Here is a 17069-nt window from a genome sequence, read left to right on the forward strand (position 1 = left end):
CCTCTCCCCGTAACAAAAGGGAGAGGGAGGGATGGACCTTAGCCCGCAACCTGCTTGATGCGGGCGATCAGCTCGTCCACGGCCTTGTCGACCGGAACCTTCTCGCTGACGACGCGGTTCATCGCCTTCGCCCACACGTTCTCGTTGTTGAGGATCGTGAACTTCCAGTTTTTGGTGAAGTCGAACGCCGCGGTGCCGCCCTTGAACTGGGCGTAGACGGCCTTGCGGTGCTTGTCAGCCTGCCAGAACGGGCTTTCCTGACTTTCCTTCGTCACCGGGAACCAGCGGCCGAGCGCACCCTCGATGTAGGGACGGATGTTCTCTTCCTGCAGCAGGAAGCTGATGAACTGCTTGCCCTCGGCCTTGTTCTTGGCGGCGGTGAACATCAGTCCGGTCTTGACGTCGGAGCGGTAGCGGATGGTCGAGCCATCAGGCGCCTTCGGGAACGACGCCGTGATGATGTCCTGTTCATAGGCCTTCTTGCCGGCCTCGCGCTGTTCCGGCGTGAGGTTCTGGTTCTGGGAATCCTCGTACCATTTCGCCGCGATCGAGATCGTGAAATTATGAGTCATCACGATCGTCTTGTTGTGGAACGCGACGTTGTTGTCGGGATCCTTCCAGGTCGTCGACGAGGGCGGGGTGCAGCCCTTGATGTAGGTGTCGGTGTAGTCCTTCATCGCCTTGATCAGGTTCTCGCGAACCGTGGGATCGTCGACCAGCAGCTTGCCGTCGTCATCGACCAGCTTGACGTGATAGGCGTCCATGAAGGTGTAGAAGGATTGGAAGGAGTCGGTGGATTCCACGCCCATCGGCTGGCCGACGGCGTAGAGGCGCTGGCCGGTCGCCTTGCGGATCGCCGGCTGCACCTTGTCGCACCAGAACGTCCAGTAGCCCGTCCAGTCGTTCGGAATGTCGCTCAGCTTGAAGCCGGCCTTCTCGAGCAGGTCGTTCCAGATCTGGACGTGCATGCTCTGCTGCTTCAGCGGAAAGCCGTAATAGGCCTTCTTCTTGGTGACGTCGTTGTAGAGGATCGAGGCATCGAGCGTGTTCTGGACGAAACGGCCCTTGATCGGCTCCATGACGTCGGTGAGATCCTCGAGCTTGCCCTCATAGGCCCACTTGCCCTGTACCTGCACGTCGTAGCTGTCGGAATAGGCGACGTCGGGCACGGTGCCGGCATCGAGCGCCGCGACGGTCTTCGGAATCATGTCCTGGATCGCGTACTGCGACAATTCGACCTTGATGCCGGTCTTGGCTTCAAACTTCTTGATCGTCTCGGCGAGCGCTTCGTCCTCGGACTTGTAAAAGCCCTTGACCCACCAAACCGTGATCGTCTTTTGCTGCGCAAAGGCGGGTGCGGCGGCTGCAAACAGCCCAGCCGCAGCGACCGCCAATGTGATTGCGCCGATAACCTTGGATTTCACGTTTTTCTCCCTCAAACGGCCGGTGTTTTAACCGGTCGTATAAAACACTAGCCCATGGCCGTCATCCGATCTAGCGGCTTCTTGTCAGACCTATGTCGCGGTTGGCGCGAGGCTGTGGAGATGAGAATTCGCGCATCGATCCAAAGGCCGCATCAATACATGCCAATCAATTCGCCTCGTGGTGTCTCACCTCGTCAGCGTTTCCCTCTGGGGCTGGTCGAAGCGGCATTCGGGCGCGTCTCGGCGGATCGGGAACGCGGTCTGCCTTGCCCGTTCTTGCGAGCAGGCGAGCGCCAGGCCTCGAGCAGCATCTTGAGAAACTGGCTGGCATGAGGGGACAGCGTAGCTCCGCGCCTCCGCACGATGCCGATCGTCCGCGACACTTCCGGCTCGATCAGGCGAATGGTCTGAATGATCGGATGGCCCGCCGCCGGCGTCGCGAGCTTCGGTAGCACGGCGATGCCGAGGCCCGCTTCGACCAGGCCAAGCGAACCGGAGAGGTGAGCCACTTCATAGGACCAGTTCAGCTGCAGGCCGTGTCGCGCCAGCGCATTGTCGATCAGCGCACGATTGCCGCTGTTGCGGCCGACGGTGATGACCCGGTGCGGCACGATCTCCGGCCAGCTGACCTGCTTGCGCGATGCCAGCGGATGGTCGTGACGGCAGGCGAGGACGAAAGGATCCTCGACCAGCTTCTCGAACTCGATCTCGGCATGCGAGGCGCCGATGAAGTTGATGCCGAAATCGGCTTCGCCGCGCGCGACTGCTTCCAATCCCTCATTGGCACCGATGTCGAGAATCCGGATGCGAATGCGCGGATAGGCTTCGGCAAACCGGCCGATCGCGCGCGGCAGGAAGTAGAACACGGCTGTCGGTACCGCAGCCACCGAGACCAGGCCCGAACTTCGCGCGCCGATATCCTGGATGGCGAGCACCGAGGTCTCGAACTCGTCGATCAGGCGGCGCACCTTTGGCAGGAAGTCGCGGCCCGTCATGGTGAGATTGACGTGACGCGTCGAGCGTTCGAGCAGTGGCGCACCGAGGCTTTCTTCCAGCTTCTGAATGCGTCGGCTGAGCGCGGGCTGTGACAGGTTCAATGCCCGCGCGGTGCGGACGAAGCTTCCGGTCTCCGCCACGGTGATGAAAGCCTTGAGGTCGAGCAGTTCCGCGTTCATGGCCCTCTCCAATTATACCGATATACGAAATAATACCTCAGATCTTTGCATTTCACAAAAGAGTTCTGCCGGGGGATGCTCTGGCCGGCGCGAAGTTGTCGCCGAACGGAACAGCTCTAATGAACGATCAGATTGCCATTCCCTGTGTGGTCATGCGCGGGGGTACCTCGCGCGGGCCGTTCTTCCTGGCCCGCGATCTCCCGGCCGACGCAAGCTCGCGTGACGCGGTCCTGCTGTCCGTGATGGGAGGCGGACACGACCTTGGAATCGACGGGATCGGCGGCGGCAATGCCGTCATCAACAAGGTCGCGATCGTTGGACCGGCATCGGTGCCCGACGCCGACGTCGACTATTTGTTCGCCCAGGTGCGGGTTCGTGAAGGCATCGTCGATACTTCGCCGAACTGCGGAAACATGCTGGCGGGGGTGGGGCCGTTCGCAATCGAGGCTGGCCTGGTCGCCGCCACCGCAGATCGCACCCACGTGCGCATCCACAACGTCAACACCGGCAAACTGATCGACGCGACGGTCGCCACGCCGGGAGGGCGGGTGACCTACGACGGCGAGGCGCAGATCGACGGTGTGCCGGGAACGGCCGCGCCCATCGAGCTGTCGTTCCCCAACGCGGCCGGCGCACGCACCGGTCGTCTCCTGCCGACGGGACGCGCCGTCGACCGCATCAAGGGAATCGACGTGACCTGTCTCGATGCGGCGATGCCGGTCATGCTGGTCCGTGCGGCGGATCTGGGATGGAGCGGCCGCGAGGCTCCCTCGGACTTCGCCGACGCCAGCTTCCGCGCGCGCCTCGAGGACTTGCGGATCGAGGCCGGACGCCGGATGGGCTTTCCCAATCCCGCGTCGATGGTGATCCCGAAACCGGTTCTGATCGCGCCCGCGAGCGGGGCGACGTTGAACGTCAGGTACTTCATGCCGCACGACTGCCATAGCGCGCTGGCGGTAACAGGCGCCGTCGCGATCGCGACCGCATGCGTCACACCCGGAACGATCGCCGCAGAGATGGTCGGAAAGCTGGCGCCGCCGGTGCCGATTACGCTGGCCCATCCCTCCGGCCAGCTCGTGGTCAGGCTCGAGCCGGGCCCGGTTGCCCGGGTGCTGCGGACAGCCCGGCGGATCTTCGAGGGCCACGTCTTCGCCCGCCGGTCACACGTGCCTCATTCGGTGCTGGCGGCCTGAGCCCCGCCGCCTCCGAAGCCATCACAAAAAATCAGAGCCATGGGAGAAATGAGAATGCACAAGGAAGCGCTGGTTGGCCACGCCAACACCGAGGCGGGAAAACCCTTCTACCGGATTCTCTATGTCCAGGTGCTGATGGGCCTCGCGCTCGGTGTCCTCACCGGTCATTTCTGGCCTGAATTCGGCGCCGCGTTAAAACCCTTCGGCGACGGCTTCGTCAAGCTGGTCAAGATGATGATCGCGCCGATCGTGTTCTGCACCATCGTGAGCGGCATCACCAGCATCAGCGATTCCCGCGAGGTCGGCCGCACGCTGGTGAAATCCATGGCGCTGTTCTACCTGCTGACCGTGCTCGCATTGCTGGCCGGGCTCGTCGCTGTTTCGCTGATCCAGCCGGGCGTCGGCATGCATGTTTCCGTCAGCACGCTGGATCCGTCGGTGGCTGCGAAATTCACCAAGCAGGCCAGCGCGACCGGATTTACGGAGTTCATGCTGCACATCATCCCGCATTCGTTCTTCGGAGCGTTCGCCGACGGTGAAGTGCTGCCGGTCCTGCTGATCTCCATCCTGATCGCCTTCGGCCTCAGCCGAGCCGGCGATGGGGGCGTGGTGGTGACCAAGGCGGTCGCCTCGTTCTCACACGTGCTGTTCGTGTCCTTCGGCTTCATCATGAAGCTCGCTCCGCTCGGCGCTTTTGGTGCCATGGCGTTCACCGTGGGCCGCTACGGCATCCGTTCGATCGGCTCGCTCGGACTGCTGATCCTCACCTTCTACATCGCCTGCTCCGTGTTCGTGGTGGTCGTGCTTGGTACGCTGGTGCGGCTGAACGGCTTCAGCCTGTGGAAGACCATCCGCTACTTCAAGGAAGAATTGCTGATCGTGCTCGGCACCTCGTCCTCGGAGCCGGCGCTGCCCGGCGCGCTGCGCAAGCTGGAGCAGCTCGGATGCCGCAAGGGCGTCTCGGGTCTCGTGCTGCCGATGGGCTATTCCTTCAACCTGGACGGCAGCGCCATCTATCTCACCCTGGCCTCCATCTTCATCGCGCAGGCCTGCGACATTCACCTGTCGTGGGGACAGATCGCCGCGATGCTCGGGCTGATGCTGCTGACCTCCAAAGGGGCGGCCGGCGTCACCGGCAGCGGCTTCGTGGCGCTTGTCGCGACACTTTCGGTGATGCCGGATCTGCCCGTGACCGGCGTGGCTCTGCTCGTCGGCATCGACCGCTTCATGTCGGAGGCGCGGGCGCTGACCAGCATGATCAGCAATTGCGTCGCGTCCATCACCATTTCGCTGTGGGAGAACGCCTGTGACCGCGAGGTGTTGGCTCGCGAACTCGGTCAGGGCAGCACGCCTGCGGCCGCGGCCGCGCCGACGATCGCTGCAGCGCCCGTGGTGCGGGAGGAGAAGAGCTGGATTTCCACGACCCAATCGGCCGCATGAGCCCGCGCCGGATCTTGCCTCAGTTGGACTTCGCGTTTTCCTTGGCGTTTTCCTTGGCATTCTCCGCGGTCGGCGATCCGTCGGGACGCTTTCCGCCCCCCGTGATCCGCTGCTTCAGGAGATCGAGGAAGGGAGACGCTGCGGGCGACTGTCGGATCAGGCTTTCGGGATCGGGAAAGATCAGCGGATCGTCCCAGGGGCCCTGCACCATGAAGGGCAATTGAAAGCCGGACGCCGTGTTGAGGCTCGCCACGCCCTTCATGTCGTATTCGCGCGCCGGCACCGAGGCGGTGCCGGTCAGCGTGATCTTGGCCGCCGGGCCCTCGATGCGGATGTCTTCGGCGGTGGCGATGCCGTCGGAGAATTTCACCGAGATGGTGAGGTTGTCGTACGGCGTCGAGCCGTTGCGGAAATTGCCGCCGCCCGACAGCGGCCGCCGCTCCAGCCGCTTCAGCAGCTGCTCGGCATTGAAGCCCGAGATCGCGCCGTTGTGCCCGGTCACGGTGGCGCTGCCGTCGAGCGACTGCACGAGGCCGAACGGGCTCGAGCCCGAGGCGAACAGCGAGACGTTGATGTTGCCGCGGCCGGACAGCTTGTTGAGGCCGAACAGCTCGGTGGCGCAGGCCTGCAGATCGACGTCGGTGAACTGGAATTGCGCCTTGATGTCGGCGACCGTGTCGGACCGCGCGATGCCGAACGAGCCCTTGGCGATCCCGCCATAGACCTGCGCCTCGCCGACCGAGAGCGCCAGCGTGCCGTTGCGCAAATTGGCGCCGATCGCGGTGCGGCCGAGCCTCGTGGGCCCGACCGTCAGCTTGGCCGCCGACAGGCGCATGTCGAGGTCGGTGGTCGACAATCCCTGGAGATCGAACAGCTGCCTGTTCCAGTCGCGCGCCCCGCTCGCGAGCAGGCGGAACGTCGAGATATAAGGTGTGAAGTCGAGCGCGTCGGCGGCGAGCGTCGCTTGCAGCGTCTGCCGGCCGTTATTGGCGTAGGTCATGACGCCCTCGGCGGCATTGCCGTCGAGCTCGACATTGACATTGGTGAGCGCGATCGAGGCGCCGACGACGTTGGCGCGCGCCTTCAGCACGAAGCGGCCGAAGCCGCCGCTGCCGGGCTGCGGCTGTCCGGTCCAGCGCAGCGCGTTGCGCAAGGACGGGCTGTCCACGGTGAGCGTGCCCTCCATCATCGGGCTGGTGCGATTGGCGACGCTGCCGTCGAAGGCGAGCTTGAGCGGCGCGCTGGCGATGCGCGCCTTCAGGCCGGAGCGGTCGCCGGAGAGGGCGGCGACGAAATCGGAAAAGCTGATCGAGCCGTCGACGCGCTCGCCGCGCCAGTCGAACTGCCCGGTCGCGGCGAAGGAGCGCGAGATCGAAGGCCAGGCCAGCGACAGGTCGATGTCCTCGAGCTTCTCGGTGGCATGCGTGGCAACGTCCTCGTAATCGAGCACGCCGTCCTGGATCCGGATTTCGGAGAACGAGACCTGGTTCTCGGCCCCGGGCTTCATGGTGCGCGCGATGGTCTGGATGAAGGGCGTCCAATTGCTCACGCCGTCCGGCTTCAGGCTGACGTGGATGCGCGGCCGCAGCAGCGTCAGGTCGGCGATCTCGAAACGTTGCAGCAAGAGCGGCAGCAGCCGCAAATTCGCGGTGAGCACGTCGACCTGGAGCGCGGGAGCGCTGGTGCCGCCGCCCTTGAGGCCGACGTCGCGGAAGGAGATGTAGCTTGCCGGAAGCACCGAGATGTCGATGCTGCCCGCGACATTGAGCTCGAGCCCGGTGACGTCGCGGATCTGCGCTTCGACCGCCTTGCGCAGCGCGTCGCGGTTGATGAGCCAGGAGGTCGCGATCAGGGCGATCAGCGCGATGCCGAGCAGCGCCGCGATCGGCGTCCCGAGGCGCTTCATTCCTTGGGCCATGGTCAATGGCATGTCCTGATCGGGTTGGTCGTTGGAGCCAGAAGGGCGGGCCGCGAAAGCTTGCGTGCCGGCGCCCAGATCCTATGGTGTTAAGTGCCGCAACTTGATGGGTTTTCTTGACGCTTTCAAGGCCGTTGCAGGGTTATGCCCACGGCATGGGCAGCTTCTATCACCCGGGGGCGGAGCGGAGAACCCCGTATCATTGACGGCTTCGGACGATTTCGCCTAATAATCGCCGCCAATGAGGCGCGGCGCCCGCAAGCCGAAGGTTCAGTCGAGGTTTTTTGCATGAACAAGGTCTATCCCGACGCCAAGTCGGCGCTCGACGGTATTCTCAAAGACGACATGATGATCATGTCGGGCGGCTTCGGCCTCTGCGGCATTGCCGAGGAGCTGTCGGACGCGATCCGGGACTCCGGCGTCAAGGGCCTGACCGTGGTCTCCAACAATGCCGGCGTCGACGGGATCGGCCTCAGCCGCCTGCTCGAAACCCGCCAGATCAAGAAGATGATCTCGTCCTATGTCGGCGAGAACAAGCTGTTCGCCCAGCAATACCTCGCCGGCGAGCTGGAACTCGAATTCAATCCGCAGGGTACGCTGGCCGAGCGCATCCGCGCCGGCGGCGCCGGCATCCCGGCCTTCTACACCAAGACCGGCGTCGGCACCCTGATCGCCGAAGGCAAGGAAGTGAAGGAATTCGACGGCGAGAAGTACCTGATGGAGCGCGGCCTGTTCGCCGACCTCGCCATCGTGCATGCCTGGAAGGGCGACACCGCCGGCAACCTGATCTACCGCAAGACCGCGCGCAACTTTAACCCGATGATGGCGACCGCCGCGAAGATCACGGTGGCCGAGGTCGAGCATCTGGTTCCCGCCGGTGAACTCAATCCCGACCACATCCACACGCCCGGCATCTTCGTGAAGCGCATTGTCGAGGTCGGCACGGCCAAGAAGCGCATCGAATTCCGCAACACCCGCCCGCGCCCCGCCGCCTAATCAGGAGACCAAGATGGCCTGGACCCGTGAACAGATGGCCGCGCGCGCCGCGAGGGAATTGCGCGACGGCTATTACGTCAATCTCGGCATCGGCATCCCGACGCTGGTCTCGAATTACATCCCCGATGGCATGGACGTCTCCTTGCAGAGCGAGAACGGTATGCTCGGCATGGGGCCGTTCCCCTATGAGGGCGAGGAAGACGCCGACCTCATCAACGCCGGCAAGCAGACCGTGAGCGAGCTGCCCTCGACCTCGTATTTCTCGAGCGCGGATTCCTTCGGCATGATCCGCGGCGGCCACATGGATCTGTCGATCCTCGGCGCCATGCAGGTGGCCCAGAACGGCGATCTCGCCAACTGGATGATCCCCGGCAAGATGGTCAAGGGCATGGGCGGCGCGATGGATCTCGTCGCCGGCGTCAAGCGCGTCGTCGTGGTGATGGAGCATTCGGCCAAGGACGGCCCGAAGCTGTTGAAGAAGTGCAATCTGCCGCTGACCGGCGAGCGCGTGGTCGACATGGTCGTCACAGATCTCGCCGTCTTCACGATCGACAAGCACGGCACTGGCGGCATGGCGCTGATCGAACTCGCCGACGGCGTCTCGCTCGACGAGGTCAAGGCCAAGACCGAAGCCGAATTCCGCGTGGCGCTGAAGAACACGTAAGTCGTCGCAAAGGGGCGCGCATGACGATACGGTCCGCGCGTCCCGAAGATGCCGAGTTCATCGCACAAACCATCCTGAATTCGATGCGCGGCTACCGGCCGCGCGGCTGGTTCGACGTGGCGCTCGGTTGGCCGGAAGCGGAGTGCCTCGCTTTCGTCGCGCGCGTCGCTGTCGCACGGGCGGTGTCGATGTGGCACTTTTCGCAGTTCCTGGTCGCCGAGATCGATGGCAAGCCCGCTGCTGCACTTTGCGCCGTGCCGGCGGCCGGCACCGGACCTGCGGCATGGCGCGCGGTCGAAGAGGTCGGTCTCTCAATTGGGCTCACGGCGTCAGAGCTCGACGCCATCCGCCAGCGCGGTGCCTATTCGCGAGCTTGCTGGGTCCAGGGCGGCGAGGGCGACTGGATGATCGAGCATGTCGCGACTGACCTTGCCCATCGTGGTCGCGGCTTGATGCAGGCGTTGATCGCGCATGCGCTGGACAAAGGGCGGGCAGCCGGTTTTGCCCGGGCGACGATATCGTTCCTGATCGGCAACGAGCCGGCCGAGCGCGCCTACTCGAAGGCGGGTTTTGTCTTCGCCGAAGAGAAGCGCGATCCGAATTTCGAGGCAATCATCGGCGCGCCCGGTTTTCGCATGTTCGCGCGGAAGATTTGAGCAGGTTGCAGGCGCCGGCGAGCGGGGCCCGTTCGCCGACCTCGCCGTCGTGCACGCCTAAGCGGGCGACACCGCGAGCAACCTCATTTACCGCAGGAGCGTCTCGGAAGGGCCGGATCGCGCGATCAGGCTGAGCGACGACGACTCAATTGGTCGAGGCGCCATGAATGTGCGGACGATGTGCCCCTTCAAGCGGGGCCGCTCGGCACCTCGGAGAACCGGGTCAGCCAGGCAACCGGGCCGATGCTCGCGGCGATGATCAGGAGGGCCGCGAGCGCGCCGTCCTCGAAGTTGCCGCGGCTTGCGTACTGGTAGATCGAAGTGGACAATGTTTCGACGTTGAGGGGCCGCAAGAGCAGCGTTGCCGGGAGCTCCTTCAGACAGTCGACGAACATGATGATGACGGCGCCGAGCATCGCCGGCCGGAGCAACGGCAGATAGATCTGCCTCAACATGACTACTTGGCCCGCGCCGACCGCGCGCGCGCTCTCGTCATAGTCGCTCGGAATGCTGTCGAACCCGGCCTTGATCATCCCGACCGGCACAGCCAGAAAACGAATCGTGTAGGCGATGACGACGGCCATCCCGGAGCCGACCAGGACCAGCCCGGGAAGGGAACGTCCGGTCCAGGTCGCGACCGCGCTCAGCGCATTGTCGACCGCCAGGACCGGGGTGAGCAGGCCGAGAGCGATGACGAGGCCCGGCAGCGCGTATCCGGCCTGCGCGATGCTCAGCGCGACATATCGCAGAGGATCCGGCCGCAAGCGGTGCGCGATCGTCGTGGCGAGCGCAAGCATCAGCGCAATGAGCGTCGCGAGCCCTGCAAAGGCAAACGAATGGAAGGTGTGGCGCCATAGGAGCGGGTCGAAATTTGCAAGCAGTCCGCGACCGAGAGCCTGATGCGCCAGATAGAGCAGCGGTACCACGAAGCCGATCAGCACCGGCAGCAGGCAGACTGCGAACGCGATCGACGCTCTTGCGCCGGACAGCGGGGTTCGCTGCCTCACATGCGGGCTTTCGGCCGAGAATTCGATGTTGGCGTTGCGGCGGCCGTAGCGCTCCATCGCGATCAGGCCGGCGACGATCGCGAGCATCAGGCATGCGAGTTGCGCTGCACCGGCAAGGCTGCCGCGGTTGAGCCAGGTGGTGAAGATCGAGACCGTCAGCGTGCGGATGCCGAGATATTCGCTGGCTCCGATGTCGTTGAGCGTTTCCAGCGCGACCAGCGCCACGCCGACCGCCAGCGCCGGCCGCGCCATCGGCAGTGAAACGCGCCAGAAAACGGTCCATCGGCCGGCGCCCAGCGTCTTAGCGGCTTCGGCGAATTCGGCTGACTGAACCTGGAACGTCGCACGCGCCGAGAGATAGACGTAAGGGTAGAGCACGAGCCCGATCACGAAGATGGCGCCCGGCAGCGAGCGGAGGTTGGGCAGATGGCCGAGGGCATCGCCCAGCGGCAGCCAAATCGCCAGGGTACGATGCACCAGGCCCAGCGGTTCGAACAGATCGGCATAGACGTACGCCGCAAGATAGGTCGGAATCGCCAGCGGCAGCGGCATCAGCCACAGGAGCATGCCCCGGCCGGCAAAATCGTGGCGCGATATCACCCATGCAGTACCGGCGCCGATCAGTAATGTGAACGCGCCGACTCCGGCGAGCAGTAGGGCAGTGTCGAGAAGGGCGGCCGGCAACACGTAGTTGATCAGGTCGTGCCACACATCGGACGCCGGCTGCAAAGCCAGCGAAACGATCGAGATCACGGGCGCCGCGACCAGGATCGCGGTCGCGATCGCGATGGCGGTTGCGGCGCGACCGGCGCGCACACGGCCCCTCGAGCGAGGCCGTGTGCTGGTAGCTTCCAGCAGTTTGACAGACGTGGGCTGCCAGAGATCAGTTGTCAAAGCCGACCTTGTCCACCAGCGAGGCCGCAGCCTTGCGGTTGGCGGCGATCTTTGCGATCGGCAACGGATCCGGGCCGAGCTTGCCGTAGCCCGCGATGGTCGCGTTGACGGCGACACCGCTCCGAACCGGATATTCGTAATTCTGGTCGGCATACATCTGCTGCGCCTGCTCGCCCACGAGCCACTCGATCAGCTTGATACCGTTTGCCTTGTTGGGCGCGTTCTTGGCGAGCAGCACGCCGGAGAGGTTGACGTGGGTGCCGCCGCCCTCGAAGGTCGGCAGGATGACGCGGGTCGCCTCCGCCCACGGCTTCTTCTCGGGATCGTTGTTCATCATCAGCGCCCAATAATAGGTGTTGCCGATGCCGATGTCGCATTTGCCGGCAGCGACGTCACGCGCGGCTTCGCGATCGCCGCCCGACGGCTTCTGCGCGAGATTGGCCTTCACGCCGCGCAGCCATTCCTCCGCCTTGGCCTCGCCGTACTTGGCCGTATAGGCCGCGAACAGCGCGTTGTTATAGATGTGCTGGCCCGACCGAATGCAGATCTTGCCCTTCCACTTGGGATCGGCGAGCTCCTCATAGGTGATCTTGTCCTGCTTGACACGATCCTTCGAGGCATAGATCACGCGCGCGCGCATGGAGATGCCGGCCCAGTGTCCGTCCGGATCGCGATACTGCGCCGGCACGACCTTGTCGACCGCCTCCGACTTGATCGGCTGGGTGACGCCGGCCTGCACGGCCTCGTCGATGCGGCCGATGTCCACCGTCAGCAGCACGTCGGCCGGACTGTTGGCCCCTTCCGCCTTCATGCGCTGCTCCAGACCGGAGCTTGCGGAGACGACGTTGACCTTGATGCCCGTGTCCTTGGTGAACGCGTCGAACAGCGGCTGGATCAGCTTGGTCTCGCGGTAGGTATAGACGTTGACCTCGCCATTGGCGGCTGCCTCCGACACGAAAGACGTGGTCAGGCTCAACACCGCCGCAGACGCGGCGAGGACGCGAAGATAGATCATAAGGGCTGCTCCGAGGCGCACGATTGAACGCCGCTTGAGTAGCGCAGGCGCTCGGACAACGTTAGCGACGCGATGTCGCGAGGGCATGAGCTTAGAGCAATTCCAAAGTTGTCTTTAGACCCATTCTAATCATTGAGCCGACGATCCTGGGAAGCGATAGGCACCTATGATCTTGCCGGCCTCGTCTTGCTCAGGCGCTGCGACACGCTTGCAACCCACGACGTCTCCTCGCGCACCAGGCGGAAGCCGAGATTGGCGGGCGGCACGCCCTGGGCGCAGCCGCCGGCGCGGGCGTCGCGGATGAAGTCGGTGACATAGGCGCGGTGCGCGCCCTCGGCGACTCGCACGCCGCAATTCACGGTCGCGCGGCCGGGATTGCCTGAAACGTCCACACGCGAGCGCACGAAGCAGGTCGCGGTCCATTCCCAGACATTGCCGGCGAGGTCTTCGACGCCGTGCTCGTTCGGGCCGAACTTGCCGAAGCGATAGGCCGTGGTGTCGGAGAGGTCGCGCTCGGATTCGCGCTCGTAGCGGCTGATCCAGCGCTTCGAAGGGTCGCTCGCATCGACCGGTACACCATCATCCCTGAATCTGGAGCCGGCGGCAAAGGCCCATTCCTCGTCGCTCGGCAAGCGGTAATGCTGGCCCGTCTTGCGTGACAGCCAGCCTGCATAGGCCTCGGCATCGTGCCAGCTCACCTGCACTGCGGGACGATCGGCGGCGATCGCGACGTCGCGATCGAGCGCGCGGCAGGCGCCATCCTGCACGCAAAGCTGATAGTCGAACGAGGCGACCTGATTTCGCATGATGCGCAGCGGCCGGTTCATCCGCATCATCCGCAGCGGCGCTTCCGCCTGCTGTCCGCCGCGGGTGAAATCGCCGGCTTCGCGATAGGAGAAGCTGCCGGCGGCGACCTCGACCAAGGCCGGCTCACCTCCCGCATGGCGCGTCGTCATCTCCGAGACCAGAGGCGCAACGGCGAGCGGCCCCGCAAGCCCGGCCGCGCAGGCGAGTGCCAGTTTGAGCTTGAATGCGATCAGCACGGTCATTCCCCCGAGGAAAGAAGGGGCCGGTGATGACCGGCCCCCTCGTCGCGTCTAGTTTGTGCTGGCAGGCGGTATTTCCGCAGGTGCCTTCACTTGCATCATCAGATCGTCGTTCCACTTGCCTTCGACCTTGAAGTGCGCGGTGGCGCCGAGATCGGCCGCCTCGATCAGGTTATGCGTGACATAGGCGTAGATGCCGGGCTGCTGGAACTTGTACAGCGCAGCTCCCGCCGATCCGCCGCGGATGAACCACGTCTCGAGCCCGACTTCTGGCGCATTGCCGAACTTGCCGGTCTCCCAGACATAGTCGCCATGGCCGCCGATCAGGTGCGGACGGCTGTCGCGATTGGCCTGCGAGTGCACGATCAGCACGTTCTCGCCGACCTTGGCGGTCAGCGCGTTCTTGCCGGTGAGCGCGCCGACCTTGCCGTTGAACACGACATGGGTCGGGATCAGCTTCTTCATCACCTCTTCGGTCTCGGTGAAGGCTTCGCCCGGCGATTCGTAGGACTTGAAGTTACCCTTCTCGTCGCGCGGCACGTACATGTCCTGCTCGCCGATATAGTAGACCTTGTCGTATTTCAGTGCGTGGCCCTTGCCGTCGTTCAACCCCTCGCGCGGCAGCACCATCACGGCGCCGTTCATGCCGGAGACGACGTGCCAGGGGATCATCGGGCCGCCCGGCGCGCAGTGATAGACGAACACGCCGGTCTTGGTCGCCTTCCAGCGCAGCACGACCTGCTCGCCGGGATTGATGAGCGTCAGCTCGCCGCCGCCGAGCGCGCCGGTCGCGGAATGGAAGTCGATGTTGTGCGGCATGGTGTTGGTCGCGGGATTGACCAGCGTCAGCTCGACATAGTCACCCTCGTGCACGACCATGAGCGGGCCCGGCATCGATCCGTTGAACGTCATGGCCTGGAAGGTGGTGCCCTTGTCGTCGATGACGACCTTCTTCTCCTCGACCGTCATCCTGAACTCGACGATCTTGGGGCCCTGTGTCGTGGCCTGCTCGTGCGCGTGCACGAAGGGCGGAGCGACCAGCTCTACCTTCTGACGCGGCAGCTTGAGATCGCTGGCGGCGAAAGCCGGGGTCGCCAACATCAGGGCGGTCGCGGCGGCGCTGATCAATGCGGCTCTGCGGGTGAACATTGGAAGCATCCTTCATCTGAAATGGTTTTGATGACGGAGTGCAGTGTGCGCCTGTTACGGCAAGCGTGTTTGCGCTGCGACAAGCTTCCGCCGGATTCCCTCCGCAACGGCACTTTGGTTTTTTCGAAAGAGCAGGATCGTTGATACCGGCTCATCGCGTCCGCAGGGCGTGATGCCGATCGAGGTCAAGCGTCATCGCAACCGCATCGGCGCTTAGCCGCAATTCGTTTGCATGTTCAAGTTGGATGGCGATCTCGCCCCGGCTCATGCGCGCGTGGGTGAGATCGCGAAGGAAGCTTTGGCCAAGGCGCGGCCGGTCAGAGCAGATTCACGGCGAGCCAGACCAATCCCCAGATTGCCAGCGCCAGCGCGACGAAAACGGCGATTGCGGCAGCCAGCGCGCGCACCACGCCGGCGGGGGCAGGCGCGGCCGGGGCCGGCCGGAAGTCGTCGAAACGCGGGATATGGCCGCGGACGTCGAGCAGGGAGAGAATGAGTTCGAGTGCAAAAAGCCTCATGGCAAACGCTCCGGATGGCCGCGAATTTTTCCTCATCATGGCCGGGACGGGGCCCCCGCGCTTTGCGCGAGCGCAAAGTCGCTGCCGCAGATCCGGGTTATTTGAATTCAATCCGTGATTTGCCGCGAAGTCTCGCGCGCGGCGGACATTTACGAATGGGTAACTTATGAGAGCTGATCTTGCGGCGATCTACGGCGAGGAGCGTCTCCCACGCTACACCAGCTATCCGACCGCACCGCATTTTACCCCCGCGATCGGTCCGGACACCTATGCCCGCTGGCTGGCGGAGCTGCCGGTGGCCGCCAGCGCCTCGCTTTATCTGCACGTGCCGTTCTGCCGCGAGATGTGCTGGTACTGCGGCTGCCATACCCAGATCGTCCGCCGCGACGACCTCATCGCCGGCTATCAGCGGACGTTGCGCAGCGAGATCGCGCTGACCGCCGAAGCCATCGGCCACCGCATCAAGGTCGAGCACATCCATTTCGGCGGCGGTACGCCGACCATCATGGCGCCGGACGCCTTTGCCGAATTGATGGCGACGATGCGCCAGGAATTCTTCGTGCTGCCTTCGGCAGAAATCGCGGTCGAGATCGATCCCCGCACATTGACCGCGGACATGGTCGAGGCGATGCGGCTCTCCGGCGTCAACCGCGCGAGCCTCGGCGTGCAGAGCTTCGATCCCGTGGTGCAGCGCGCGATCAACCGCGTGCAGAGCTTCGAGCAGACCGCGTCCGTGGTCGACATGCTCCGCGGCGCCGCCATCGAGGGCATCAATTTCGACCTGATCTACGGGCTGCCGCACCAGACCGTGGCCTCGTGCCTGGAGACGGTGCGGCGCAGCCTCGCGCTCGCGCCCAGCCGCTTCTCGGTGTTCGGCTATGCTCACGTGCCGGACTTCAAGAAGCACCAGCGCATGATCAACGAAAGCGTGTTGCCGGACGGCCTTGCGCGCCACGACCAGGCCTGCGCCATCGCCAATGCATTGAAGGAGGCCGGCTACGTGCAGATCGGGCTCGATCATTTCGCGCGGCCCGACGATACCATGGCCTTGGCGTTCGAGCAGGGCACGCTGCGGCGCAACTTCCAGGGCTACACCACCGACCGGAGTGAAGTCCTGCTCGGCTTCGGCGCCAGCGCGATCGGGCATCTGCCGCAGGGCTATGTCCAGAACGAGGTGCAGATCGGCGCCTATGCGCAGAGCATCGCTGCCGGCCGATTCGCCACCGCAAAGGGCTATGGGCTCACCGATGACGACCGACTGCGCGCCGACATCATCGAACGCATCATGTGCGAGTTCGGTGCCGATCTCGGCGACATCTGCGCGCGCCATGGCGCGGAGGCCGGGGCCATGCTGAAATCGGCGTCTCGTCTGAAGCCGCTGATCTCCGACGGCGTCGTGAGGTTGGACGGCGAGCGGCTCGCCGTCGCCGGAGACTCGCGCTTCCTGGTCCGCAGCGTCGCCGCCGCGTTCGACGCGCATCTGGATCCGGGCAAGCAGTTGCACAGTCGGGCGGTGTAGCCCGGAATGACGAGTTGAGGAACCGGCAACAGCTTGCGCTCCAACAAAGAAACTCCGTCCCGCTTCGCTATCGTCGATCGGAATGGAGTTGTCCATGCTCTTCCGATCCGACGATCTGGTCGATGACATCATGCATTCGGCGCCGCACACGATCCGCGTGTTTCTCGCCTTCAGGATGGCTTGCGTCGGCTGTCCGATCGCGACCTTCCACACGGTCGATGACGCCTGCCGCGAGCATGGCGTCGATCGCGACAAGTTCCTCACCGCGTTGTGCGAATGCGTGCCGGCGTGAAACGATCAGGAATCGCGCCGACCGCGCGGATTCCCGGATGAGGGCGCGCTTCCGCCGTAAGCGGAAGCGCCCCTCACCCTTATCTCGGGCAGGGCTATCGCATTTGAGAGCTTTTCCCGGCGGCCATCCTTCGAGACGCCCGCTTTGGGCGGGCTCCTCAGGA

Annotated in this window: 15 protein-coding genes; 7 read left to right on the forward strand and 8 right to left on the reverse strand. The window is 64.4% G+C overall.

The window, feature by feature from the left end:
• Positions 1 to 38: 38 nt before the first annotated feature.
• Positions 39 to 1424: an ABC transporter substrate-binding protein gene (locus N2604_RS09550; protein ID WP_260374474.1), complete on the reverse strand. Its 1386-nt coding sequence runs from the start codon at positions 1422 to 1424 to the stop codon at positions 39 to 41.
• Between the two features lie 194 nt (positions 1425 to 1618).
• On the reverse strand, positions 1619 to 2599 hold the full coding sequence (locus N2604_RS09555; protein WP_260374475.1) for a LysR family transcriptional regulator: 981 nt from the start codon (positions 2597 to 2599) through the stop codon (positions 1619 to 1621).
• Between the two features lie 119 nt (positions 2600 to 2718).
• On the opposite strand from N2604_RS09555, the gene N2604_RS09560 reads away from it, so the two are divergent.
• On the forward strand, positions 2719 to 3792 hold the full coding sequence (locus N2604_RS09560) for a 4-oxalomesaconate tautomerase (protein ID WP_260374476.1): 1074 nt from the start codon (positions 2719 to 2721) through the stop codon (positions 3790 to 3792).
• 54 nt (positions 3793 to 3846) lie between these two features.
• On the forward strand, positions 3847 to 5232 hold the full coding sequence (gene dctA, locus N2604_RS09565) for a C4-dicarboxylate transporter DctA (protein WP_260374477.1): 1386 nt from the start codon (positions 3847 to 3849) through the stop codon (positions 5230 to 5232).
• Positions 5233 to 5251: 19 nt separating this feature from the next.
• Here dctA and N2604_RS09570 read toward each other — a convergent pair whose 3' ends face one another.
• The gene (locus N2604_RS09570) at positions 5252 to 7150 is read right to left on the reverse strand and encodes an AsmA family protein (protein ID WP_260374478.1); all 1899 of its coding nucleotides are present in this window, start codon (positions 7148 to 7150) and stop codon (positions 5252 to 5254) included.
• A gap of 288 nt (positions 7151 to 7438) precedes the next feature.
• Between N2604_RS09570 and N2604_RS09575 the strand changes: the two genes are divergently transcribed.
• From N2604_RS09575 to N2604_RS09585, 3 genes are read left to right on the forward strand one after another with little or no spacing between them, the layout of a single operon-like run.
• Entirely contained in the window at positions 7439 to 8146 is a 708-nt protein-coding gene (locus N2604_RS09575) for a CoA transferase subunit A (protein ID WP_260374479.1), read from the forward strand.
• A 13-nt stretch (positions 8147 to 8159) separates the two neighbouring features.
• Positions 8160 to 8810 (forward strand): CoA transferase subunit B, encoded by a 651-nt coding sequence (locus N2604_RS09580; RefSeq protein WP_260374480.1) that lies wholly within the window; start codon positions 8160 to 8162, stop codon positions 8808 to 8810.
• 20 nt (positions 8811 to 8830) lie between these two features.
• A complete protein-coding gene (locus N2604_RS09585; protein WP_260374481.1) occupies positions 8831 to 9466 on the forward strand; it encodes a GNAT family N-acetyltransferase in 636 nt (211 codons plus the stop codon).
• Between the two features lie 188 nt (positions 9467 to 9654).
• On the opposite strand, the gene N2604_RS09590 is transcribed toward N2604_RS09585, so the two are convergent.
• From N2604_RS09590 to N2604_RS09610, 5 genes are all read right to left on the reverse strand, one after another.
• Positions 9655 to 11289, reverse strand: a complete 1635-nt coding sequence (locus N2604_RS09590; protein WP_260374482.1) for an iron ABC transporter permease — start codon at positions 11287 to 11289, stop codon at positions 9655 to 9657.
• A 67-nt stretch (positions 11290 to 11356) separates the two neighbouring features.
• The gene (locus N2604_RS09595; RefSeq protein ID WP_260374483.1) at positions 11357 to 12382 is read right to left on the reverse strand and encodes a Fe(3+) ABC transporter substrate-binding protein; all 1026 of its coding nucleotides are present in this window, start codon (positions 12380 to 12382) and stop codon (positions 11357 to 11359) included.
• Between the two features lie 164 nt (positions 12383 to 12546).
• Positions 12547 to 13425: a formylglycine-generating enzyme family protein gene (locus N2604_RS09600; protein WP_260374484.1), complete on the reverse strand. Its 879-nt coding sequence runs from the start codon at positions 13423 to 13425 to the stop codon at positions 12547 to 12549.
• A gap of 54 nt (positions 13426 to 13479) precedes the next feature.
• Entirely contained in the window at positions 13480 to 14577 is a 1098-nt protein-coding gene (gene nirK / locus N2604_RS09605; RefSeq protein WP_260374485.1) for a copper-containing nitrite reductase, read from the reverse strand.
• A 317-nt stretch (positions 14578 to 14894) separates the two neighbouring features.
• Positions 14895 to 15095: a hypothetical protein gene (locus N2604_RS09610; protein ID WP_260374486.1), complete on the reverse strand. Its 201-nt coding sequence runs from the start codon at positions 15093 to 15095 to the stop codon at positions 14895 to 14897.
• Between the two features lie 166 nt (positions 15096 to 15261).
• On the opposite strand from N2604_RS09610, the gene hemN reads away from it, so the two are divergent.
• Positions 15262 to 16614, forward strand: a complete 1353-nt coding sequence (gene hemN, locus N2604_RS09615) for an oxygen-independent coproporphyrinogen III oxidase (RefSeq protein WP_260374487.1) — start codon at positions 15262 to 15264, stop codon at positions 16612 to 16614.
• Between the two features lie 94 nt (positions 16615 to 16708).
• Positions 16709 to 16906: a DUF1858 domain-containing protein gene (locus N2604_RS09620; protein ID WP_260374488.1), complete on the forward strand. Its 198-nt coding sequence runs from the start codon at positions 16709 to 16711 to the stop codon at positions 16904 to 16906.
• Positions 16907 to 17069: the final 163 nt, after the last annotated feature.

The organism is Bradyrhizobium sp. CB1015, assembly GCF_025200925.1.
GTDB lineage: Bacteria > Pseudomonadota > Alphaproteobacteria > Rhizobiales > Xanthobacteraceae > Bradyrhizobium.